The 22,646-nt window shown below is 67.4% G+C and carries 15 protein-coding genes and 3 pseudogenes; 7 read left to right on the forward strand and 11 right to left on the reverse strand.

What is annotated here, in order from left to right:
* Positions 1-133: 133 nt before the first annotated feature.
* Positions 134-838: an SMI1/KNR4 family protein gene (locus ABT254_RS20195; RefSeq protein WP_351471661.1), complete on the forward strand. Its 705-nt coding sequence runs from the start codon at positions 134-136 to the stop codon at positions 836-838.
* 465 nt (positions 839-1,303) lie between these two features.
* Here the strand turns inward: ABT254_RS20195 and ABT254_RS20200 are convergent, their stop codons facing one another.
* Positions 1,304-1,504: a hypothetical protein gene (locus ABT254_RS20200; protein ID WP_351471664.1), complete on the reverse strand. Its 201-nt coding sequence runs from the start codon at positions 1,502-1,504 to the stop codon at positions 1,304-1,306.
* A 1,690-nt stretch (positions 1,505-3,194) separates the two neighbouring features.
* Here ABT254_RS20200 and ABT254_RS20205 point away from each other — a divergent pair.
* The gene (locus tag ABT254_RS20205; protein ID WP_502972005.1) at positions 3,195-4,739 is read left to right on the forward strand and encodes a diguanylate cyclase domain-containing protein; all 1,545 of its coding nucleotides are present in this window, start codon (positions 3,195-3,197) and stop codon (positions 4,737-4,739) included.
* A 23-nt stretch (positions 4,740-4,762) separates the two neighbouring features.
* Here ABT254_RS20205 and ABT254_RS20210 read toward each other — a convergent pair.
* Positions 4,763-5,257, reverse strand: a pseudogene (locus ABT254_RS20210) (transposase); the annotation flags it as partial.
* A gap of 127 nt (positions 5,258-5,384) precedes the next feature.
* Here ABT254_RS20210 and ABT254_RS20215 point away from each other — a divergent pair.
* On the forward strand, positions 5,385-6,251 hold the full coding sequence (locus ABT254_RS20215) for a phosphotransferase (RefSeq protein WP_351471667.1): 867 nt from the start codon (positions 5,385-5,387) through the stop codon (positions 6,249-6,251).
* Between the two features lie 1,290 nt (positions 6,252-7,541).
* Here ABT254_RS20215 and ABT254_RS20220 read toward each other — a convergent pair.
* The 4 genes and pseudogenes from ABT254_RS20220 to ABT254_RS20235 all read right to left on the reverse strand — a co-directional run.
* A complete protein-coding gene (locus ABT254_RS20220) occupies positions 7,542-8,996 on the reverse strand; it encodes an RNB domain-containing ribonuclease (protein ID WP_351471670.1) in 1,455 nt (484 codons plus the stop codon).
* 401 nt (positions 8,997-9,397) lie between these two features.
* A complete protein-coding gene (locus ABT254_RS20225; protein ID WP_351471673.1) occupies positions 9,398-10,390 on the reverse strand; it encodes an immunity 49 family protein in 993 nt (330 codons plus the stop codon).
* Positions 10,391-10,785: 395 nt separating this feature from the next.
* Entirely contained in the window at positions 10,786-11,046 is a 261-nt protein-coding gene (locus ABT254_RS20230) for a hypothetical protein (protein WP_351472017.1), read from the reverse strand.
* 162 nt (positions 11,047-11,208) lie between these two features.
* Positions 11,209-11,799: pseudogene (locus tag ABT254_RS20235) on the reverse strand (hypothetical protein); the annotation flags it as partial.
* Between ABT254_RS20235 and ABT254_RS20240 the strand changes: the two are divergent.
* Entirely contained in the window at positions 11,692-12,273 is a 582-nt protein-coding gene (locus ABT254_RS20240) for a GNAT family N-acetyltransferase (RefSeq protein ID WP_351471676.1), read from the forward strand. The pseudogene ABT254_RS20235 and the gene ABT254_RS20240 overlap by 108 nt on opposite strands.
* A gap of 127 nt (positions 12,274-12,400) precedes the next feature.
* Entirely contained in the window at positions 12,401-12,931 is a 531-nt protein-coding gene (locus tag ABT254_RS20245) for a DUF6985 domain-containing protein (protein ID WP_351471679.1), read from the forward strand.
* Between the two features lie 168 nt (positions 12,932-13,099).
* Here the strand turns inward: ABT254_RS20245 and ABT254_RS20250 are convergent, their stop codons facing one another.
* On the reverse strand, positions 13,100-14,215 hold the full coding sequence (locus ABT254_RS20250; protein ID WP_351471682.1) for a glycoside hydrolase family 5 protein: 1,116 nt from the start codon (positions 14,213-14,215) through the stop codon (positions 13,100-13,102).
* Positions 14,216-15,276: 1,061 nt separating this feature from the next.
* Here ABT254_RS20250 and ABT254_RS20255 point away from each other — a divergent pair.
* Positions 15,277-17,580: a beta-L-arabinofuranosidase domain-containing protein gene (locus ABT254_RS20255; RefSeq protein WP_351471685.1), complete on the forward strand. Its 2,304-nt coding sequence runs from the start codon at positions 15,277-15,279 to the stop codon at positions 17,578-17,580.
* A gap of 464 nt (positions 17,581-18,044) precedes the next feature.
* Here ABT254_RS20255 and ABT254_RS20260 read toward each other — a convergent pair.
* Together ABT254_RS20260 and ABT254_RS20265 are read right to left on the reverse strand one after the other, a co-directional pair.
* Positions 18,045-18,206: pseudogene (locus tag ABT254_RS20260) on the reverse strand (IS481 family transposase); the annotation flags it as partial.
* 270 nt (positions 18,207-18,476) lie between these two features.
* The gene (locus ABT254_RS20265; protein ID WP_351471688.1) at positions 18,477-18,719 is read right to left on the reverse strand and encodes an acyl carrier protein; all 243 of its coding nucleotides are present in this window, start codon (positions 18,717-18,719) and stop codon (positions 18,477-18,479) included.
* 743 nt (positions 18,720-19,462) lie between these two features.
* Here ABT254_RS20265 and ABT254_RS20270 point away from each other — a divergent pair.
* A complete protein-coding gene (locus ABT254_RS20270; RefSeq protein ID WP_199931992.1) occupies positions 19,463-19,618 on the forward strand; it encodes a DUF6131 family protein in 156 nt (51 codons plus the stop codon).
* Between the two features lie 530 nt (positions 19,619-20,148).
* Here ABT254_RS20270 and ABT254_RS20275 read toward each other — a convergent pair.
* Positions 20,149-21,234 carry a hypothetical protein gene (locus ABT254_RS20275; protein WP_351471691.1) on the reverse strand — a complete coding sequence of 362 codons (1,086 nt, stop codon included), beginning with the start codon at positions 21,232-21,234 and terminating at the stop codon, positions 20,149-20,151.
* A 562-nt stretch (positions 21,235-21,796) separates the two neighbouring features.
* Entirely contained in the window at positions 21,797-22,636 is an 840-nt protein-coding gene (locus ABT254_RS20280) for a LysR family transcriptional regulator (RefSeq protein ID WP_351471693.1), read from the reverse strand.
* Positions 22,637-22,646: the final 10 nt, after the last annotated feature.

Below are 22,646 nucleotides of genomic sequence, written 5' to 3' on the forward strand. Positions count from 1 at the left end.
TGCTCGGTGACGAGGTTCAGCCGCCTGATACTCCAGCCGTAGATCGTGATCTCCGTTACCGGGCTGTTGCGGTGGCCGCTGGCGCCGGGGTCAGGCCGACGCGACTGTCAGTCGACCGGCTATCTTGCCGGGCATGCAGGCAGTGAACTGGGATGAGGTGCGGGATCGGACCGTCACTCTCTATGCACGCCAGAGCACCGGTCTCGGCAGACAGGAGCTCCCGCAAGTCCTGAGCGAGACGCAGGTGCGCCAGGCTGAGGAACAGTTCGGCGTGGAGTTCCCCGAGGACTACCGCCAGTATCTGCTACATGTCAGTGCGGGCGGCCGGGTGCGGAAGCTGCAGTTCAACGGGTCGCGCTGGGATTGGGAAGGCGCTCGGTATGGGGACCACGAGAAGCTGCATGTCCCCTTTCCTGACCACGACACCGCGTTGGCGGCAAGCGAGGAAGCGTGGGACCGCCAGCCGAAGCGGGAGGACTACCTGTCCGATGCGGTCTACCAAGCCGATCACAACGCCTGGCAGGAGGCCGCCGATGCGATCGAAGCCGCTCGGGTCACCGGGGCCGTCTTTCTCCACGACGACGGCTGCGGCTTCTACACGCTTCTCGTGGTCAGCGGGCCCATGCGAGGGACCGTGTGGTTCGACGGGCGTGCAACGTGCGATCGCCTGAACCCGCTGCTCAACGATGACCACCGAGCCGCGACATTCGCGGAGTGGTACCTCGACTGGCTCGCCCACGAGGAGTCGCTGACGACGCCCGAACAGCGCCGTGCCGCTCACGAGAGCTGGCACGCAGGCGTAGGCACGCCCATCTGGTACCGCTGGTTCGACTCGTAGATCCAAGACCCATAGTGGTCTCGTGATCTGGCTGGTGGAGGCCGGCGCGGGGACGGGTGCGGCCACCGCTGATCATCGGTTTGTGAAGACTGACAATCTTGCGGTGGCCGCGGGGGACAGCGTGGTACCTGCCAGATGGCAGATGGTGTTCGAGGACCTGATGGCGCGGATGGCGGGCGGGAGGCTGTCCGCTGCCGGGCGCTGCTGGTCCCTGGGACGGGCCGGGATGCCGATGAGATCGTCCGCGTCTGGGCCGGTCTTGTCACCGGCTGTCGCCTCACCCACTGAGCAGCGCAGCGCCGTGCGCCCCGGTCGGGGCGCACCAGGCGTGAACCGGGGCGGCTCGGTGAGTGCGCTGGCGGCTTTGAGCGGGGGTAGCGGACGGGGCCCGCCCGCGACCGCGCTCTCCACCATGCTGCCGGGCAGGCAGGACCTGGGCACCGAAGGGCCGTGATCCACTGGGCGCTACGTCCGGTTCAGCGCCGCAAGGACGGCCAGGCACAGTGTCAGGCTCGCGGCGAAGGTGATGCCGCTGCGGGACAGTGCGGTGGGCAGTGCGGCGCCTTCCCAGCGGGCGAGAGCGAAGGCGATCGCTGCTGCGGCGGCGGAGGCGAGGACGGCGACGGCCAGCGCGAGGAGCAGCAACGCCGACAGGGTGGGTTTCATGAGGGCACCGCCTGGTTCGTGTGGGGTCGTTGACGAATTACGAGGATCTCCGGGCGGACGCGCAGGTGGGACGGTTGGATGTTTCTTCAGTGACAACAGGGGGTTGTCCGGCGAACAAATGCATGGGGGAGAGCGAGTGGCCGGCGAAGGGAAGCGGGCGGGTCGGCCGTGGGGGCCGGCTCGGGGCTCGTGCGTTGAGATCAACGAGCTGGTCGTGCTGGTGCGGTCCTGGCTCGACGAGTCACGGGTGTCGGTCCGCCAGTTGCACACGCGGCTGATGCCCGAGCACTTCCTGGCCGGGGTGGTGCCTGAGTTACGTCGCTTGCGTGACCAGCTGGCTGGTCAGTCGCTGCAGTGGGATCTCGTCGAGGCTGTGGCCGACGTGTGTTTCCCCGATGAAGAGGCCGGCCTGTCCCAGCGACGTCTTGGTGAGGCGAGGTCGTGGTGGGACCGGGCGGCCGCCAGCCCCACAGCGGTCGGGGACACGCAGGAGCTGGTGCCCGCCGGGGAGCTGCTGGCGGCCAAGGACCGCACCATCGAGGTTCTTCAGGAGATGCAGCGTGCCCGGCAGGCCTATGAAGCCGGCGAGCAGGGGCGGCAACAGGCGCTGTCGATCGCTACCTTGCTGTTCGTCATGCTCGGTCAGGCCCAGGCCAAAGTCGCCGAGCTGACACGCCGTGCTGACGCGCTGGAGGCGGCGGCGATCGGGACCCCGGGCGGCCAGGGGGTGGTGGAGCTTTTGTCCCGGGTGCAACGGCAGGAGACGGAACTGCGTGAGCAGCTGGTCCGTGCCGAACGGGAGCGGGGGATTGCCCAGCAGGTCGCCGACCACGCGGCGCGGCGCATCCATGAGCTGGAAACCGAGCTGGCCGAGCTGAGGCTGCGCATGGGGGAGGACGAGCCCGCCCGGACGCAGACGCAGACGCAGGAACCACTGCTGTCCGGGCCCGAGTTGAGTGCTTTCGGCTCGGACGGTGCCGCGCTCGACGACGTGGACCGTGCGCTGGACAAGGCGCGTGCCGTGCTGGACGAGGGGCACGAGGCCGTTCAGCAGGCCGCCGACGAGATGGGCTACTGGTCGTCGTCTGCGATTCCCTCTGCTGTTGTGCCGGAAGCGGGACGAGCGGTTGACGCGTTGTCCGGGACAATCCCGAACAACCCGCCGACCAGCCAGGACGCATCCTTGCCTGCCCTCGAATCGCAGTCTCCGCCGGCCGGCGCGCCCGGGGGCATCTCCGAGGCGGTCCACCGGATCTCGGAAGGACGGGATGCGGAGGACATCGCGATGCGGCTGGGCCGGGCCGTCGTTCCCGCGATCGCCGACTCGGTCATGGTCTATCTACGGGACCCGGCCTCGGTGGGCGACGCAGAACACGAGGGCCCGCTGGTGCTGCGGCTGCAACAGGTGTACCCGCTGCACGCCGTAGCCGGTGCCGCCTTGTGCGAGGTACGTCCCGGCAGCGCGCTCTTCGACGTACTCAACGGGGCCCTGCCGGTCACCGCCGACACGCCGGTCGGCGGTACTGCCCTTCCGGAACTGCTCGGTGAGGGGGGCGAATTCGGCGGGGGCCACACCGTGCTGGTACCGCTGCACGGTCGCCGCCGCGTCATCGGCATGGCTGTGCTCCTTCGCGATCGCGCCGGCCAGGCCTTCCAGGAGGCTGATCTGTCGGTGGTCGCCGAGTACGGCGTGCGCAGCGCGTTCGCCATCGACAAGAGCCACGATCTCCAGGCCGCGGTACAAGACCTCCATCTCGCCCGCAGTTTCCCGGACACCCTGCAGTCAGTCGCTGATGGCGTCGTGGCTCATCTGGGATATCAGCTGGCGTGCGTCAATCTGGTCCGCCCGGACGGCGACCTCATCGTCGCCGCCTTCGCCGGCAACTCCTCCGCCGAGGCACTCATCACCGGCCGGGTCGGCTCCCGCGAATCCTGGGAGCGCCGGCTGTCCATGGGCCGGCAGTGGGGCGGCCTGCGGTTCATACCCCACACCGAGGGCTGGGTCCTGGACGATGACGACGTGCCGCAGTGGTACACCGAGGGCCCCGAACCTCAATTCGAGGACGAATGGCATCCCTCCGACCGGCTGTTCGCACCCATGTACTACCCGAATGCTTCCGGCGTCCCCAGCGATGAGTTGATCGGTGTGATCTCGGTGGACTTGCCCCTCACCCGCCGCCGCCCCAGGCCGGACGAGCGCCGGAACCTGGAAGAGTTCGCCCTGCAAGCCGCCATCGCGATCACCAACACGCGCCTGCGGTCCGACATGCAGCGCGCACTCGTCCGGCTGGAGGGGGAGCAGAAGGCCCTGCGCGCCAGCGAAGAGGGCTTCAGGCAGGCCTTCGAGTACGCCCCCAACGGCATGGCCGTCTCCGAGATGGGCGGCGACCACGGGCGCATCCTCCGGACGAACGACGCACTGTGCCGCATGCTGGACCGCCCCGCCGCGGCAATGCGCCGCTACTCGTTTTCCGACTTCATCCACCCCGAGGACATAGGCACCCTCCTCACCACCAGCCCCGAGGGCGGGTACGCGGAAGTGCGCCTCGGCCGCCGCGACGGAACCTACCTGTGGGTCTCACTGCGCAACAGCGTGGTCGCGGACGCAAGCGAGGGGCCTCGACTGCTGCTCACCCACATCGAGGACATCGATGACCGCAAGCGCCGCGAGCTCGATCTCGCCCATCGCGCCTCGCACGACGCCCTCACCGGCCTGCCGAACGCCGCCGAGCTGCACGCCCGCATGGAGGCCCGGCTCTGCACACTGCGGGAACTAAGGCCCGAGGCCGCCGCGCCAGGATTCGACGGCCCGTTCCTCGACGACGCCGACCCTGCTGGGACCGCGCACCGTCACGTAGGGGCTCCCGTGGTTGACGACCCCCGCGGCCTCGCCGTGATCTTCTTCGCTCTCCGCGACTTCAAGGCACTCAACACGCATTTCGGGTACGACGCGGGGGACAGCGTGCTCATCGAAGTCGCCCGGCGGCTTCGCCAGGCCGCACGCGAAGGCGACACGGTCTTCCGGTACGGCGGTGACGAGTTCGTCGTCCTCGCCGCAGAACTCGCGCCCGCCGATGCGCAGACCACCGCGGTCTCGCTGCAGGCCCAGATCCACCTGCCGATCACTCTGGACGACCAGGTCGTGCGTATGCACGCCGGTGCCGGCATCGCATGGGCCCAGTGCGGACAGGCTCCCGCAAACATCCTGCGGACGGCCCGCGAGCACGCGTCGTGAGCTTGTCGCACACCCCGCGTGCGTTACTGACGTTGTTGCCGTGATGCCGTCAAGGTGAGGCCGCTTTCGGCGAGACATCCCTCCACGAGGCTGCTTGCGGTACTGGATCTGACGGAGACGGTGCCGAAGCGTGCTCGTGAGGTGGTCGGGGTCGGTGAATGCGGTGTTGGCCTGGCTGCTGCGTCTCAGCAGTGACCAGATGCCCTCGACGGGGTGGGAGATCGGGTGCGTAGGACGGCAGGAAGTAGCAGGTAGCCCGTTCGTGGGTGGCGATGAACTCCCGCAGCCGGCGGTCTCCAGGCTCGTTGAGGTTGTCCCGCACGAGCACGATCGGTGCGCCGGGTTGCTGGTGGGCGGCGAGGAGCAGGTCGCGGTGGTCGGTGCAGGTGACGCTGTGTCTGCCGCCGCGCTTGTGGTCGGCGTGCCGCGTGGGCCGGTAGATCAGGCGTGAGCGTTGGCCCTTCTTGGAGCAGGCCAGCGGCGATGGAGAAGCGGCGCTGGGTGCGTCCCCGCCCCCGGTGAGCCACTGCCTGCTCCCGCAGTGAAGTCCGTGACCGTCAAGCGGGCTAGGGGTGCGCCTTCCGATAGCTGTGCCGAGCCACGATGGTTGGCACCGCTCTTGCTCGTCTGTGCCAAGATTCGAGGGTGGAGATCAGCGACGTCACGCGTGCGATCGCGGCTGCGACTTCGGTCGCCGCATTGCTCGACCTGTCGGCCGACGACGCGATCGTTCTCCACAACTCGAACAAGCTGGCACTGCGGCTGACTCCATGCAACGTCTTTGCCCGGGTCGCCCCTGTGGGACAAGAGGTTGCACAGTTCGAAGTCGAGCTCGCTCAGCGGCTCACCGAGGTCGGATGCCCGATGTGCCCCTTGGAGCCCCGGGCGGGCCCGCGTGTGTACACGCGCGATGGATTCGCAGTGACGCTGTGGACCTACTACGAGCCCGTGGCACCGCACTTCTCACCGGTCGACTACGCCAAGGCGCTGGAGCAGCTGCACGCCGGCATGCGTAACGTCGATGTGCCGAGCCCGAGGTTCACTGACCGGATCAGGGAGGCGCAAGACGTTGTCGCAGACCCGGACCGCTCCCCGGCGCTCGCCGGCGCAGACCGCGTCTTCCTCAGCGGCAGGCTAGCCAGTCTGCGACGCGCGATCGAGGAGCGCGGCGCCGTAGAGCAGCTGCTCCACGGCGAGCCGCACCCGGGCAATGTGCTCAGCACGAGGAACGGCCCTTTGTTCATCGACCTTGAGACGTGCTGCCGCGGACCCGTCGAGTTCGACCTCGCCCATGTTCCCGAGCCGGTCTGCGAGCACTACCCGAACGTCGACCAAGGGCTTCTGGAGGAGTGCCGACAGCTCGTTCTTGCCATGGTCGCCGCGTGGCGTTGGGAGCTTCGCGACCAGTTTCCGAACGGGAGGCGTTTTGGAGAAGAGTTCCTGAGCGCACTGCGCGGCGGTCCTCCTTGGCCGACACTCGACACCATGAACAAGCGACTGGGCAGCCTGTAGAAATCGCCGAAGGTCCGCTGCCTGTAACACGGTTCGGCTGCGTGAGAGCCGTGCACACCGAATGGGTGGACGAGTCGAACTACCCTGGGGGTACGGTGCGATGGGAGGGGGACGATGGGTAGCTGGCGGCATCGGTCGCGACACGTGGTGCTGTCCCGGACGGCGGTGAGCCTGGACCGCGAGGTCGCCCGGATCCTTGGGACGCGCGGCTTGCGCGAGCTGTCCGTGATGGTTCCCCGCGACGGGACATTGGGGCTGGTCGCTCTTGGCTACAACCGCTCGATGCGCTGGCGCACGGTGCGCCGCCGAGTAGCGGAACGCTGCACGTACTGTGCCGTAGAGGGCCTCGTACGAAGACTGCCCGCGGAGGTCCTGGAATCCACTCCAGGCCTCGCCGACCGGGTGGTTGAGGACTACCGGCAGGCACTTGCGGTACAGCCTGGGGCCGTCCGGATCTTCGTCCGCGAAGGCTTCGACGGTTGGGTGATAGAAGGCGAGCCAGTCAGTAGCAAAGTGCCGCGGTACGAACCCGAAGACTGCCTGGTGCACTCCAACCTTGGCAGTACGGGTCGGACGGACTAGGCGATCTCTAACGACGGAGGGGATGGACGCCGGTTATCGAAGTTCGCGGCAAGGACGGGCTCCCCCATCGCGTCGCCCCCGTGGAACTGGTACATCAAGAACTCCACCCTGTGCCGCAGCAGATTCCCCGTCTCGTCGAGCGCGCCACCGACCCAGCCGGACACGGCCCGATCTCACCGTGGACTCGATCGCCGCCGACTCCCTCGGCGCACGCCGAACCTCCCGGATGACCCTGCATGCCGCCCGACAGGACCGAGTGCACTCCGTACTCGTCCCGGACGCAGAGATCACCCGGGCCCGACAGGCACTGTGGAATCACCGCAAGGTGGCAGTCGAATTTGGCTCCGCTACCGCCCTCGCGGCCCTCAGCTCACCCGACCAGAACACGCCCGACCGCTCCACCGTGCCGGCCCGCAGCTACCGCGGCCCGGCAAGGGCGAGAAGGCCTGCGTCGTCCTCTGCGGGGCCAATCCAAGCGACCTCATCTGAGGTGGCCGCGCATATTGTCGCGCTCAGCGCGGAAAAAGTACCTGGCTCACGCCCTGGAAGCCGGCATGTCCCTCCCGACCGCCGACCGCCGACCGCCGACCGCCGACCGCCGACCGCCGACAGCCGACCGCCGACCGTCGGTCCATTGGCCACCTGCTGACCCCGGTTGGCGAGAAACTGCGGGAGCAGGGCCAAGGACAGTGCCGTTACGGCTGGCCCTTAGGACACGGTGAAGAGGACCTTGTCCTCGTCGGCGGCGGGGTCCGCCTGCTTGAGCCTGGCCCTGATGCTGGATCCGAGCTGGAGATCCAGGCCGTTGGTCGAGACGACCTTGGCCAGCACGGCGGGGTCGGCCAGGAACACTTTGCCCTCACGCGGCCTGCCCCGCTCCGCGTCGGTGTCGATGACCGCGGCGTCGAACACCTCGCCCACGCGGTCCTTGAGCACCGCGGCCTCGGCCAGGTCCACGGTCTGCCGGTCCGCCAGGCCGCCCTTCCCCCGTGCCATGTCGCACGGGATGCAGGACAGGGCGTCGAGCACCCAGTTCGGTGGGGCCTTGTCCGCGCACGCCATCACGCACAGCTCACCGGTGTACCGGTCGACCAGGCGCCGCAGCGGAGCCGTGCAATGGGCGTACGGGGCCGCGATCGCTGCGTGCATCGTGTACGCCGGCTTCTGGTTGTCGCGGAAGACGGTGTACTCCGCCTTGAGCATCGTGCTCGTGGCCTCGGTGAGGAAGGCCATGTGCTGCTGGTTCTGGGGATCGAGCTTGCGGACCAGCGTGGCGTACGAGATGCCGGGACGCCAGACGATGCCCAGGGCCTTCGCGATGTCGTGCAGGCGCTTGATCACGTTTTGATCGGCCTGCTCCTTCTGGGTTCGCAGGATGCCGGTACCCGTGTCGAGCATGATTTGGGCCGCGGACATCCCGGTCATGAGGGAGATCTGCTCGTTCCAGCCCTCGACCGGCAGCGTCGCGACGTAGCGCAGATGGAACGATCCGTCCTCGAGGGTGACCTCCTGGTCCGGCAGATTCACCGAGATGCCGCCGCGCGCGACCTCGACCGCCTCGCGCAGTTCGCCGATCTCCCGCAGCAGCTTGAGGGAATCCCCGGCCGTGCCGTTGTCGAGGGCCTGCTGGGCGCTCGCGTAGTCGAGCTGCCTCTGGCTGCGGATCATGGCTCGACTCACGGACGAGTCGGTCAGGTTGCCGTGCGCGTCGAGGTCGTGCTGCCACAGCAGGGCGGGACGCTTCTCGTTCGGCAGCAGGCTGGCCTTGCTCTCGGACAGGACGGGCGGGTGCAGTGGCACCTTGAGGTCGGGGAAGTACAGCGTCTCGACCCGGTCGTGCGCCTCGGCGTCCACCGGGCCGCCGGGCTTGACGAAGGCCGCCACGTCCGCGATGGCGTAGTACACGCGGTAGCCGCCGCCGGGCCGCCGTTCCAGGTGCATGGCCTGGTCGAGGTCCTTCGAGGTCGGCGGATCGATCGTGAAGAACGGCAGGTGGGTGGCGTCCTTGTCGGGCAGGCGCGCCTCACCCGCGGCCTTGTCGGCTGCTTTCAGTACGCGCTTGGGGAAGCTCAGGGGGACCTTCAGCTCCGCGCGGAGTTCCTCCAGCGCGGTGCGCAGAGCGTCCTGGGCCTCAGCAGACATGTGCATCAGGCGGCGTTGCATGCCCCGAGCGTAGGGCGGCGGTCACGAACCGGCGCGGCGAGCAGGGCCGGATGGTGGAGGGGACCGGGACGACGGCGGCCCCGCGGGGAGCCGGAGGGCTGCAATGCGTCAACTCCAGGGCTCCGGCGAGCTCGAATCGGCTGCGGCCGGGCGCCAGCTGCCGTCCTAGTTTGGTCCATGCCTTTGGGATCACCGTGAAAGGCATGGACTGAGGCTCGGCGCCGTCGGGGCTACGGGGGTCGCAGGTCGTGGGGATCCGGCAGATGGCGTTCGCCGAGGTGGGGGTGGTCTTCTGTCCTTGGCTGTGGCACAGAGGTACGCGCTGCCTCGCTGGGGGCGAGTCCCTCTCCACGACGATGTCCTGGATGCGGGGCCAGGCCCACTTCCGCACCCTGGGTGGGCTACTTGGCGGCCCAGTAGCCCAAGTTGTTCCGGTTCCTCTCCGCCGCACGGCGCGGCGCGTCCGGCGATCCCAGCACACCGTACGGCAGATACCCGGACTCGACACCGAGTTCCCACCCGTGGACCTGGACGGCGAGGCAGGCCAGGGCGAGGGTGCCGAGGGGGAGGAGGGACCGGGGAGCGGGATCACCGGCATGGGCCTCGACGCTCTCCCGGTATGCCACCAGCCGGGCGACGAGGGCGTCCTCGAAGGCGTGCTGGTCGTCGTCGAGGAGTACGCGGAGCAGCCGCTGGTCCGCGCTCAGCGCGTCGCCGACCTCGTCGAGCCGCCGGGCGGCCTCCGTGCGCTCCTTGGCGTCCGGCTTTCGCAGCGGAACCGTGGGCCAGTCGCGGGGCAGATGGCCGGCCGCCTCGGTGAGATAGGGGCACAGGGCGTCCATGGCGGCGAGGTCGGCGGGCTCGGAGACGGAGGTGTACTGGTTGTAGGGCACGCCGTCACGGATGGCGGGCGCGTAGTCGCCGCGCAGCAGCAGCCCGGTGACCCTCTCCCAGTCCCACACATGCCCGCTGACGACACATATCTCGAACATGTCGAGCCAGGTCCGCGCGGTGGGCGCCTCCGTGACGACGTCCCGGAAGGTGAGGGGCCCGTCCCCGAACTCGTCGTCGTCCGGGTCCGTGCTGATCATCTCTCCGATGAGGGGGAACCGGATCTCCTGGTCCCCGTTCGGGAAGCACATGATGCTCAGCACTCCGTGCACGCACTCCGCGGCGGTGACGGCGACCGTGCCGGCCGCAGCGTCGAGCCCCGGCTCCGTCACCGTTCGCGCGGCGACATGGTCGAGCAGTTCGTCCGCCATGGCCCGGATCAGCATCGGCGAGATGCTGCCGTACCGCAGCGAGTGCCACCGCGTGTAGGCCCGCCCGTTGATGTCGTCGAGCGCCTCGGCCAACCGCTGCTCGGCGACCTGATGGGATGTCACATTCCGCACGTACCGCGTCCCTTCATGAACTCCACGACTGGACGAAGCACGTTATCAACGGGCACGGACAGCACTAGAGATCTCTAATGGTGTGGGTTACGGCGGTTGGCTGTGCCTGAGCATGTCGACGGCGCGGGCGAGGCGGTTGGTCTTGGCGTCGACGGGCGGCTCTGTGCGCTGGTATGTCAGTAGCGCCGGTCATGTTGCTGAGCGTGACAAGTTGGATCGAGTGTGGCGTCATAGCGTGGATGGAAGGCGGCCGGTACAGCCCGCTGAGCAGCCTCCCCGAGGTTGTGCCACAAATGCCAGCGGTCGGCGACCCGCGTCGCCTGGGGTGCCCCGGCTGTGGCGCCTTCCGCGACGAACGGCGAGCGGTCCTGGCAGACGATCTCGATCCCGGGTCGCTACGCCAGCCATGCGGCCAGGCTGGACACCTCCCGGTCAGGCAGCAGATCCACCGGCCGACGGGTCGCGACGTCGACGAGCACCGTGCCGTAGACCCGTCCCTTGCGAGTGGCGGACTCATCGACACCGACTACCCGCGGGGTCGAGACTTCGGGCTCGGGCAAGGCACTGACCAGCCGTAAGAGTGTGCTGCGGCTGATGGACACCCCGAAGGCCCGCGCCATCCGGGCGCCGGCCCGGCCGGCGAGGGCGAGCCCCACTGTGGCGAGAGTCGACCGCAACCGCTCCGTCCACCTGCTGTACCGCCGGGTCAGCCCGGGCAACTGCTCAGCGAACGTCTGCCGAGCACACGACGACTGCGGACGGAAGAACCGCCGAACTCGCCGTTGCAGGATCACCAGACGTCCCTCGCTCGGCACGTCCGCGGGAAACCGCAGGTAAGAGCTGTGCACCCGGGTCGACTCGCTTCCACAGTCCGGGCATGCCGCCCCGGCCGACGTACTGCTGACGTTGACGCGTATCGCCTCGTGGCTCACATCCAGACGGCACCGACATGTGCGCGATGGACGGTAACAGCAGGCCCTCCGCGGGAGGCGATGTCTCTTCCACGACGCTGCACTGTCGACCACACCAAGATCGGCCCCGGTCGTTTTCAGGCAACTTCCCGAAGCCTGATTGGAGCAGCGGCCGTCACTCAGCGTGCGCGCTTCACGGAAGTCGTACCAGAACCCTTCGAGTAGCAGCGTTTGTCCACCGGTTCGGGAGGCCGTCAGGAGACCGCGTCTCCGCGGATGTTCACCAGAAATGACGGCACTCCTGGCCGCTGCGCGTGACCGTGCATGGTTGGAAGCGGGCCGGTGATATTGCGTTGTAGGCCCCAGCTGGGCTGCGAGAGCATCCGGGGCATGGAAGAACCTTCCGAAAATCTCAGTTCTGACCGGGTTGAACTGCGCCGGTGGCGCATGACCGATCTCGACGCCCTGGAACAGGCGATCCACGAATCCCTGGACCATCTCGTGCCGTGGATGCCCTGGGCGAACAACCACGACAGGCGGCAAACCGTCGACTTCCTGGCCCGAAGCCACGACGAGTGGGAGACCAAGCAAGCCTTCGGTTATGCGATCACGTCAGGTGCCACGGTGATCGGCAGTTGTGGCCTGCATCGCCGCATCGGTGCGGGCGGCCTCGACATCGGCTACTGGATTCACCCTCGTTGGACGGGACAAGGCCTCGCGACGATGGCTGCATCGGGTCTTGTCAGCCAGGGCTTCCAGCTGGCGGGCATCGACCGTATAGAGATCCATCACGATGCAGCCAACTCAGCCAGTGGAGCCGTCGCCCGCCGCTTGGGTTTCACTGAGATCGAACGCACACAAGCGCCTGAAGGCCCTTGCGCTCCTGGCGAAGTGGGGATCGATGTCGTCTGGCGGATGACTGAAGACCAATGGCGGGCGGGGGCACCTGAGCACGCTCCACGAGCGACTTGAGCAAGGGCTGGTGCGAGGTTCCCATCCTGGTGGCTCGCCCGCGAAAAGATGATGGGTCACCAAGATCTTTCACCCGGCAGCCATCTGCTGTTCCGTGCGCTCTCGATGGAGGCCGTAGAGTGCCTGCATGGAGATCCCCGGCCTCGGCCCTGTGACCGCCGATGCTGACTTTGGCGACTACGTGAGTCCGCCGCTTCCGGTTCCCGTCTTCGGGGACGCCCTGTGCCGGTTCGTCGTCGCCGGCTATGACGATGACGACGCCAAGGTCGACTTCGAGGCGGCCATCAGCGCGTTTCTGGGGCTTGACGAGTCGGCTCTGAAGTCCGCGTCGGTGCCGGTCTTCCAGTACTACCTGGATGTGAAGGCCGAGGTGAGCGGCGACGAGGACTTCGTGTCCGTCGCTGGCCCGGACGACGTCTGGTCGCATGTCCGGCCCGGAGGCGAGGTGTCGGTCCAGCGGGAGGACGCCCATGGCGACCGGCAGGTGTATGTCTCCGTGGAGTGCGAGTGCGCTTGGGAGCCCGAGCACGGTCTTCAGATCGTGTTTCGCCGCGGTTGCTCGGTGTCGAAGGTGGGCCCGTTCGACAGCCACCTGACCAATGTCTCCGCCTCCGACCGTGCGGATCTCGCTGACGTCGTCTATCACCGGTTCGGCTGAGGTTCCTGCTTTCTTCGCCACCGCACCCTCCTCGGATAGCGGTACGCTCCGTCACCACCGAATGTGAGACAGGGCGCGCAAGTTGACACTCCCTCGCTCTCGTAAGCGGGGGTCTGTAAAGCGAGCGGGTCTGGCCCGGTGAGCGTACAGACCCCCTCGCGCACTTGGTCAGCCGGATGCGAGGCGGTTCTTGAGGCCCTGCCCGTAGGCCGTCGGGGTTCCGTCGTAGTCGGTGATGAGCGACGGGCCGGACTTGCAGTCCCACGTGTTCCAGGTCCAGCCCAGGTAGCCGAGATCCCGGCTGTCCAGCCAGTTCATGAGGGTGTCGACGTAGGCATGGGCGCAGTCGTCCTCGCCGATCTCGCCCACCACGAGCGGGTAGCGGGTGGCGACGGGTGCGATCTGGGAGTCCCAGCAGCTCTGGGTGTTGCAGCTGTTGAAGTTGTACGAGTGCCAGGACGCCACGAGCTTGCCCTCGGGATCCGAGGGCGCGTACGTCAGCCAGCCCGACAGGTCGTTGGCGTAGTTGATGCCGCCGACCATAATGTAGTTGGTCGCGCCCGTCGACCGCACGGCATTGACGAGAGTCTGCATACCGGCCACGGGGTAGAGGAAGCCGATGCAGGCCGAACCGCCATCGCGCCAGCACCTCCACGAGGCTTTGGCGTCGAACATCAACAGGTTCGGGAAGGGCTCGTTGAACAGGTCGAAGACGACGGCCTGGTCGCTCTTGAAGGTGTTGGCTACCGACTTCCAGAAGTCCGGGGTGTGGTCGCTGTTGGGCATTGGCTTCTGGCACCGCGAGGCATACGCCCAGCAGTTGGAACCGATGCCTATGTGAAGACCGCTGCTCCAGTGCAGTTCGAGGATGACGTAGAGGCCGGCCTGGCGGAGCCGGGAGACGTAGTCGGAGATGGCGTCACGGTAGTTGGCGCCGCTGTAGGCGGGGTTGGCTCCGTTGATGCCCAGCCAGCAGTCCTCGTTGAGCGGCACACGGACGACGTTGGCCCGCCAGTTCTTGATGGCCTGGATGGAGGCGTTGTCAGCGGGGCCGTCGAAGATGCCCCGGTTCTGCACACACATGAACTCGGTGCCGGAGCGGTTGACGCCACGCAGCTTGGTGGGCAGCGACGCAACGGCGGCATGCTCGATGGCGGACGTGCTGGGGGCCGCCTGTGCCGCGGAAACCGGACCAGGAGCGAGCAGTGCTCCGATCAGGCCCAGCAGCATGGCGAGAACGCGTGCTGCCCGGCGGCATGCGGCAGTGGAGTGACGATCTCTCATCGTGTCTCCCAGTGGGGGGTGGTGCGTGAGCGCATCAGCCGGGCGCGGAGCGCAGGCATCGGATCTCCTGTTGGGTGCGGGTGCCACCGTCGGGCGGAGGGGGATCGGGGTGGCGGGGAGCTTGGTTTGGGAGGGGGCGGGACAGGACCCGGGCACCGCGTGGGCCGGAAGGGGGGATCCGAACGACGGTGTTTCATCGCTTCGCCCAGGGCGCCGTGGTGACGGCGGGTCAGGGCATGCGAGCACGTGCGTCCGCCCGGGTGGGGCGGTTGCGGCGCGGGCCGGTGTCTGTGCTTCTCAGCGCCCGTAAATGCGTTTCAGATGGGTGGCGCTTGGGCCGGAAGCCTTCTAGCCAACTCGCTGTCCAATCAGGCATGTTGACGATATATCGAACTCTGTTCGTGAAATCGGGCAGAGGCTAATTCCGGGAAAGAGAGCGCGTCAATACATCCGACACATCCGCCCCGTCTCCAGTGCATGCGCGCGACACGACAGATCAGTCGGCGCACCATGCTCAAGACCACGCGTCGCATCCGTCGGCCTCGCCGGCGTCGCCACCCCCGCGGGGCCGCGGGCGGAGCCTTGGCACACCCGGCCTCCTCCATGCCGGCGCTGACCTCGCCCGCATGGCCGCCAAGGTGAAGGTCGGCGCCGCGCCCTACACCGCCGGTTACGCGAAGCTGACCGCCAACCCGCATGTGCAGAGCGGCTGCACGGCCCTTCCCGGGCCATCGTGTACCGGGGAGTGGAACTGCCCCCGCAGCACGTGGCCGCAGAACTACGGGACGACCGACAGCCGGCAAGAATTTTGTGTCACACGGCTAGACACAAGCAACGTCCATATCCCTTAATCCATCCCATGTGTCAGCGAAGATCCTTGTTCTATATTTCGGACGCCGTTCGAAAAGTCGAACCACATGCGGAAGATGTCGTCGACCTGTCGGCCGTAGGGCGCCGCGTCGGCAGCACACAAGCCCGTGAAGCGCCACGCCCACCGTCGGACGTGTGAGCCGGCACATCAAATGTCCAAGCAGTCGCTCTGCCGTATCGAAAGGCTCAAGATGTCTTCCTCCGTCAGCAGGCGTCGTCTCCTGCAACTGACCGGAGCCACCGTGGCCGCCTCTGCCACCGGATCCTTCCTCGGTGCGTCTTCCGCCCGAGCGGCCATCGCCCCCGCGAGGACCGACATCGGGGTTCTGGCGCACCCCTTCGAACTCGGCCAGGTACGGCTCACGGCAAGCCGGTGGCTGGACAACCAGAACCGCACCCAGAACTACCTGCGGTTCATCGATGTCGACCGGCTGCTGTACAACTTCCGCGCCACGCACAAGCTGTCCACCAACGGTGCGACCGCCAACGGCGGCTGGGACGCGCCCAATTTCGGCTTCCGCACCCACATCCAGGGACACTTCCTCACGGCATGGGCACAGTCGTACGCGGTGACCGGGGACACCACCTGCCGGGACAAGGCCACTTACATGGTCGCGGAACTGGCCAAGTGCCAGGCCAACAACAGCGCCGCCGGCTTCAACCCCGGGTACCTCTCCGGCTATCCCGAGTCCAACTTCACTGCTCTCGAGCAGGGAACCAGTGGCGAGGTGCTGTACTACACCATCCACAAGACCCTCACCGGTCTGCTGGACGTATGGCGTCACATCGGCAGCACCCAAGCCCGGGACGTGCTCCTCGCCCTGGCCGGATGGGTCGACTGGCGCACCGGCCGGCTGACCACCCAGCAGATGCAGACCATGCTGCGCGTCGAGTTCGGCGGCATGAACGCCGTGCTGACCGATCTTTACCAGCAGACAGGCAACGCGCGGTGGCTCACCGTCGCCCAGCGGTTCGACCACGCCGCGGTGTTCGACCCGCTGGCGGCCAACCAGGACCAGCTCAACGGAATTCACGCCAACACCCAGGTGCCCAAGTGGATCGGTGCCGCCCGGGAGTACAAGGCCACGGGCACCACCCGCTACCGGGATATCGCCACGAACGCCTGGAACATCACTGTCAACGCGCACACCTACGCCATCGGTGGCAACAGCCAGGCGGAGCACTTCCGCGCCCCGAACGCCATCGCCGGCTACCTGACCAACGACACGTGCGAAAGCTGCAACACCATCAACATGCTCACCCTCACCCGGGAGCTGTTCACGCTGGACCCGAACCGCGTGGCGCTGTTCGACTACTACGAGCGGGCATGGCTGAACCAGATCATCGGCCAGCAGAACCCGGCCGACGACCACGGCCACGTCACCTACTTCACCCCCCTCAAACCGGGAGGGCGGCGCGGTGTGGGCCCGGCGCTGGGCGGCGGCACCTGGAGCACCGACTACGGCACCTTCTGGTGCTGCCAGGGCACGGGCCTGGAGATGCACACCAGGCTGATGGACTGCATCTACTTCCACAACGACACGACGCTGACCGTGAACATGTTCGTGCCGTCGGTGCTCACCTGGACGGAGCGCGGTATCACCGTCACCCAGACGACGACCTACCCTGTCAGCGACACGACGACCCTTCAGGTCACCGGCAGTGTCAGCGGAACGTGGGCGATGCGTATCCGTATACCGAGCTGGACCACCGGGGCCACTATCAGCGTCAACGGGGTCGCGCAGAACATCACCACCACGCCCGGCAGTTACGCCACCCTGAATCGCTCGTGGACCTCCGGCGACACGGTCACCGTCCGCCTGCCCATGCGGATCGGCATCCGACCGGCCAACGACAACGCGAACGTCGCCGCGATCACCTACGGGCCGGTGGTCCTGGCCGGCAACTACGGCGACACCGCTCTCAGCTCCTTCCCCACGCTGAACACGTCCTCGGTCAAGCGGACCAGCAGCAGTTCGCTCGCCTTCACCGCCACCGCGGGCGGCTCCACCGTCAACCTGGGCCCGTTCTACGACGCGCACGGCTTCAACTACACCGTCTACTGGAACACCACCGGCAATACCGTCCGTCTCGCCAACGTGAGCAGCGGTCTCCTGCTGGGTATCCAGAACATGTCCACGTCCAACGGCGGCCGCGCTCTGCAATGGACGGACAACGGCACCGCCGACCACGACTGGGAAATGATCACTGATGGAAGCGCGGTCCGCTTCCGCAACGCCAACAGCGGCAAGGTGCTCGGCGTCCTGAACATGGACACGGCAGACGGCGCGACCGTTCTGCAGTGGTCGGACAACGGCACCGCCGACCACAAATGGACCCTGCTCGACCAGGGCGACGGGACCTACAAGATCCGCAACGTGAACAGCGGCAAACTGCTCGCCATCGCGGGCAACTCCACCGCGGTCGGCGCGTTCGCGGTCCAGGACGCGGACGACGGCACCGCCGACAACCGCTGGCGCATCGTGCTGAACTAGCGTCCGTCGCGGAAGGACGGCTTGGTCGTTCCCCCTGTTCGCTGCCAAGGTGACCGCGGCTTACCTGTCGGCGTGTGGTACGCCGGTAAGTGCTGGCCTGGACAGCGTTGTGCCGCTGACCCGCGCCGCCCGGGACGGGCTTCCGGTCCGTGAGGTCGCCGCTCAGATCAAGGCCGTGGACGGGCTGATCCGTACCTCGGCGGGATCGAAGGCCTGCTGAGGTGCGGGGATGTGGGGAAGGCGGTGCCCGAGGGGAGTGGCTGTGCCGGCGACGGTCCGCTCGTCTTCACGCCGGCTTCCGAGATCGAGAACGTCGCCGATCTCGCCCGGCAGCGAGGCGTCGAGAGGGCACGGCACCGCCTTGCCATCCATGAGAGGTTCGACCAGGGCGAGCCGTGCCTCGCACCCGCTGCCGGTTGTTCGCAGGGTCGCCGGTGAGGCGTGGGTATATGCGCGGGGTGACAGGGGTGCCCATCCCGGCTCGGCAGACCGGCGCACGCCTGGGCTGGCAGGCCGTGGCGGTACGGGATGCGGTGGGCGGTGGAGGCTGCGATCCCGCATCGGGCGGCAAGCCGCACCGGTCCGATGCGGTGCTCTCGTCGCAGGCAGACGACCTGCTGCTTGACCACGGTGGGGTGCAGGGGCGTCAACCCGCCTCAGTGCCTGTTTCTGAACCCGATACCAGCACGTCAACGGCCAACAGCCCGGAATGAGAGCTTTGGTATCCGTTCGGGGAGCGGTCACTGTGACCGCTCCCCGAACGGATACCGGTGGGGCTCGCGTGACAACGCGTGACAGATGCGGCGTACGTGCTGTGGCAGCTCATCAGAAGGGTCATCCAGGGACCGGGAAGCCCGGCAGCTCTGCGACGGCTGGCTCCCGCTCCGCTGCTGGCCTCACCTTGTCTGAAGCGAATGGATGGTGTCGATGACGTCCTGAACAGTGACCCACTTATCGAAAGCGACGTCCTCGACGCCGTACATCTGCTCCAACCTCGCAGCCAGATTCACCCTGCCAAGATCGTCCGTGATCCAGTCAAGCGTCGCGCGGTTGTTCAACGCGTCCCCGAGGTGATCCACATCGAGGGCCAGTTCCTCGATAATGGTCTTCTTCATGTCGTCGTCGATGCCTTCCAGCATGTGAGCCTCTCCCTACTGAATCCGGACGCCGATCAAGTGATCGCTCTGAGTGATCATTGCGGACCAACGCCCGAGGCGGAGGGGCGACGCACGGAAGACCCCCTGAAGAAGCACCCCATGCGCCACGTGGTTTTTCTGCCACATCCTCAGCAAGGTGCAGAGGGAGGGGCCGCAGCGGCCCCGGTGTAGAGGCCCCGGGGCCGGTTCAGAAACAGGCACTCAGACGTCCAACTCCCTGCATCGCGCTGTGTGTGTGGGGGGGGGGGGACAGTGCCGTCGCAATGTCGTAGGCACGGCCGGGGTTCACAGGTCGGTGAAATTGACGGCGATGATCGCGGGATGTTGCTGCTGGTGTAGCCGTCATGCACCGGCAGTTGAGTGTGGAAGGTGTCCGGCGTCCACCACAGCCGCTCGTCGCTTCCCGCCCCCTGCCGTGTCATGACGATGCGCTTGTCCAATCGTCGCAGTGCGGGGCCGTGGCGACCAGCCGCCGTTGCCGTAGCCGGCCCGCGAGAGGTGGTTGTCGTCGCCGGAACCCTTCCGCGCCATCACGAGAGCCGCGCCATTCGACGCCAGTGCCGGGCCGTGGGTCGAATCGCCGGAAAACGTTGTCGACCGGTTTCAGGACTGGCGGCCGTACGTGCACCAGTAGGGGTTCTGGTTGCCGTCCCTGGAGTTGGGCTGATGTTGCTGATTCGGGGCACTCGGGAGCCAGCAGATCAGCCCACGCCAGGAGGTACGTGATGATCGCTCTCGGCATCATCCTGCTTGTCGTCGGTTTCCTCACCGGCATATCGATTTTGTGGACCATCGGCATCATCTTGGCCGTGGTCGGCGCCGTGATGTGGATCATGGGGTCCATGGGTCACGCGGTCGCTGGCCGACGCCACTACTGGTGACCAAGACAAAACCCGGCGGCCCCGACCCGACCACCGACCACGAACCCCCGACCATGGTCACGATGGGGACACGAAGTCCATGGTCGGGGTCGTGGTCGGCCCGACCATGACCCCGACCACCGGTCCGGCGCCGGCGGCAGGCCAGCGTGTCCGGCGCTGAAGTCCCGGACCGGCGCCGGCTGTGCGATCACGTGCCGCCGGGCCACAGGGCCCGGACACCGATGCGCAGACGCAAGCCGGCCGGGCCGCATCAGACCCCTGCGCAGTGCGCCAGACGGACCTGCGCAAGAGAAGACCGGGAAACCCGGGTCGACTGCGCAGCCGCCCCGGCACAACTGGACTGCGCAGGATCCCCGGGCCGGTTGCGCAGCCCGATGGCGCAACGCCCGTGCGGGGCTGCGCAGTCGGCTGCGCAATCCCTGATTCCTAATGTCGTCTGTCAAGCAGCGAGGGCGCGTGTCGGGGTGAGTTCGTACGCGGCGGTACTTCTGTCGCTGGTTGCTGCGGGGGGACGTGACAGGCTGGGCAGCTCATTGGATCAGGTCGGTGTGCGGATGCTCGGGGGAGGCGGGGCAGACGTAGATCTGCATGTTGTCGGTGCTGCCGACTTCGACCTTGGTCGGCTGCGAGGGGTCCTGGCCACAGCAATGACCGGTGGTGTTGGCGGCGTAGGCGGCGGCCTGTTCTTCGTGGGGTGCCCAGCTGTGGCCCTCGCCGCCGTCCCATTCGTAGGAGGCGATGGTGAGCAGTGGGACCATCTGCGCATCACAGACAGTGCAGTATCGGGGGTTGGGGTCGGTGCGGCCCCATGGAGGCCAGCCGCCGACCTTCCATCCGGGCGCGTCTGCCAGATGGGTGTCATAGAGGTTTCGCGGGTAATCGGCATAGGAGCTGTCCACGTCGGCGCCGGCTGCTTGCCATCTGCTCCAGTCCGCCAGCATCAGCCGTGTCTGCGGGCTCAGATCGAGGCTGTTGGGGTAGTCGGTGATTGCTTCCGGTGCCAGCGTGCACGGCTCCGGCACATAGCCCTCATGGTTCACCTCGTACGGCTCCGGCGGTGTGGCGAGGATGTCGACGACCGCGGCGGCGGATCGCCAGAACAGCGAGGTCGACGGCTTGTAATCCGGATCGTGGTCGTAGGGACACCACAGGACCTGAAGCAGATCGGACTGTCCGGGCGGCTGCAGCAGGGGTATGTCGCGCAGATACAGCTGGGCCACGGGCAGCATGGGGACCGGGCAGTCCGCGGGCGGAGGGCCGGCGTCGAGGCGCTCCGCGAGCCTCGCGGCGTTCCGCTCCTTGATCGCCTCCTCCTCGGGCGTCATCCCACCACGACCATCGTGATCACGGTGCCACCGGGTCTGGCTGCGCCTCATGAGCCGCACGTCGGCAGGCGACTGGCGGAACCCGCTGTCCACGTGCAGGTGCGAGGCTTCGCAGTGCGGCCACGGCTCCTCCGCCGGCCACAGCAACGGCCCCCCGACCGAACTCTCCCTGGCCGAAGGCGATCCGGGACGAGGGTGCAGGCGCATCGCAGGACGTGCCAACGGCACCAGTTCGGGAAAGACCGCGGTCACGTCCACGGGCCGCGGCGGAGTAGTACGTACGAAAACCATGTCGGTGATCCTGCCACCAGCCACTGACAGCCCCTGGCCGCCTCAACCAGCTTCGGTGACATCGGTGATCAGCCGGTCAGGTCCTACGCATGCAGCCTCGGCGACATCGACAGCAAGCCTGCCTATGGGGCATCCAGCGTGTTTCGGCCCAGCCATCATTCGATCAGTGGTCACTCTGAAAGAGCTCACTGAGCGCCCGGGGTGAAGGCGCCGTGGTCGGCCCGGCCATGAGCCCGGCCATGGCAGCTGGTGGTCTTGTCTGGCGTCGTGGGCCGGGTGATCGATGTGCTGGCCGGTGGTCAGGGGATTGTCTGCAGGATCTTGTTTGGTGTTGGTTGTGGGAGGTGGCCCGAGTTCGTGGGTCGGCTGGTCGGCAGGGGGGAGGGCTGCCGTTTGCAGCGGATTGGCGGGACGGTGAAGGGCAGCTGCGGCGGGTGATCGTGGTGCTGATGTCCGCTCGGGGCGGCAGTCCGTCAGGACATGATCCTGCCGGGGGAGGGGTGTTGAGCTGCCGGTTGCTTGATCGAGGCTGTCGTGGGGTGGCCGCCCTCCTGATCCGGGTTTAAAGGAGTGTGGCGACGCGGACCAGGTCGGCGACTGCGCGAAGGCGGCTGTTCGGCGGCCAGGCAATCACCGTGGTTACGGGCGGAGCGTCCAGGACCGGTACGGCGGTGAGGTCCCGGCGCAGGTCGGTGCCGGCTGACTCGGGGATGACCACGGTGGTGCGGCCGAGCGCGATCAGCTGGAAGATTTGTGTCAGGTTGCGTATCTCCGCGCCCGGTCCTTGTGGGTAGCTGCCGTCGGGGCCGGGCCAGCGGGCCATCGGGAGTTCGGGCAGTGTGGTGATGTCGGCCATCCGGAGGTGGGGGCGGTTGGCGAGCGGGTGTGAGGCCGGCAGGATCGCGACTTGTCCCTCGGTGCGCAGGGTTTCGGTGTCGAGCCCGGCTGCCGAGTCGAAGGGCAAGTGCAGCAGAGCCACGTCGGCTTGTCCTTCCTGCAGCAGCTGCCGGTGCTGGTGCGCCTCGCAGATCAGCAGATCGACGGTGGCTGCGCCGGGCTCGGCGGCGTAGGCGTCGAGGAGTTTGGTCAGCAGTTCACCACCGGTGCCGGATTTGACGGCGAGGACGAGGCTGGGGTGTGCCGTGGCGGCTCGTTGGGTGCGCCGCTCGGCCGCGGTTACTGCGCTGAGGATTGCGCGTCCTTCGGCCAGCAGCACGGCTCCGGCCTCGGTGAGCGTGACCTTGCGGCTGTTGCGTTCCAGCAGGGCGATGCCGAGCCGCCGCTCGAGCTGGGTGATGGTGCGGGACAGCGGCGGCTGGGCTATCCCGAGGCGCTGGGCAGCCTTGCCGAAGTGCAACTCCTCGGCGACGGCGACGAAGTACCGCAGCTCGCGTATGTCCATGAGACCAGGC

This window comes from Streptomyces sp. NPDC001137 (assembly GCF_040298885.1).
GTDB lineage: Bacteria > Actinomycetota > Actinomycetes > Streptomycetales > Streptomycetaceae > Streptomyces.

Excerpts from the sequence above, each read along its gene's own strand:
- ABT254_RS20195 (WP_351471661.1), top strand. The coding sequence starts at position 134 with ATGCAGGCAGTGAACTGGGATGAGGTGCGGGATCGGACCGTCACTCTC.
- ABT254_RS20280 (WP_351471693.1), bottom strand. The coding sequence starts at position 22,636 with ATGGACATACGCGAGCTGCGGTACTTCGTCGCCGTCGCCGAGGAGTTG.
- ABT254_RS20200 (WP_351471664.1), bottom strand. The coding sequence starts at position 1,504 with ATGAAACCCACCCTGTCGGCGTTGCTGCTCCTCGCGCTGGCCGTCGCC.
- ABT254_RS20240 (WP_351471676.1), top strand. The coding sequence starts at position 11,692 with ATGGAAGAACCTTCCGAAAATCTCAGTTCTGACCGGGTTGAACTGCGC.
- ABT254_RS20270 (WP_199931992.1), top strand. The coding sequence starts at position 19,463 with ATGATCGCTCTCGGCATCATCCTGCTTGTCGTCGGTTTCCTCACCGGC.
- ABT254_RS20265 (WP_351471688.1), bottom strand. The coding sequence starts at position 18,719 with ATGCTGGAAGGCATCGACGACGACATGAAGAAGACCATTATCGAGGAA.
- ABT254_RS20255 (WP_351471685.1), top strand. The coding sequence starts at position 15,277 with ATGTCTTCCTCCGTCAGCAGGCGTCGTCTCCTGCAACTGACCGGAGCC.
- ABT254_RS20220 (WP_351471670.1), bottom strand. The coding sequence starts at position 8,996 with ATGCAACGCCGCCTGATGCACATGTCTGCTGAGGCCCAGGACGCTCTG.
- ABT254_RS20245 (WP_351471679.1), top strand. The coding sequence starts at position 12,401 with ATGGAGATCCCCGGCCTCGGCCCTGTGACCGCCGATGCTGACTTTGGC.
- ABT254_RS20250 (WP_351471682.1), bottom strand. The coding sequence starts at position 14,215 with ATGAGAGATCGTCACTCCACTGCCGCATGCCGCCGGGCAGCACGCGTT.
- ABT254_RS20275 (WP_351471691.1), bottom strand. The coding sequence starts at position 21,234 with ATGGTTTTCGTACGTACTACTCCGCCGCGGCCCGTGGACGTGACCGCG.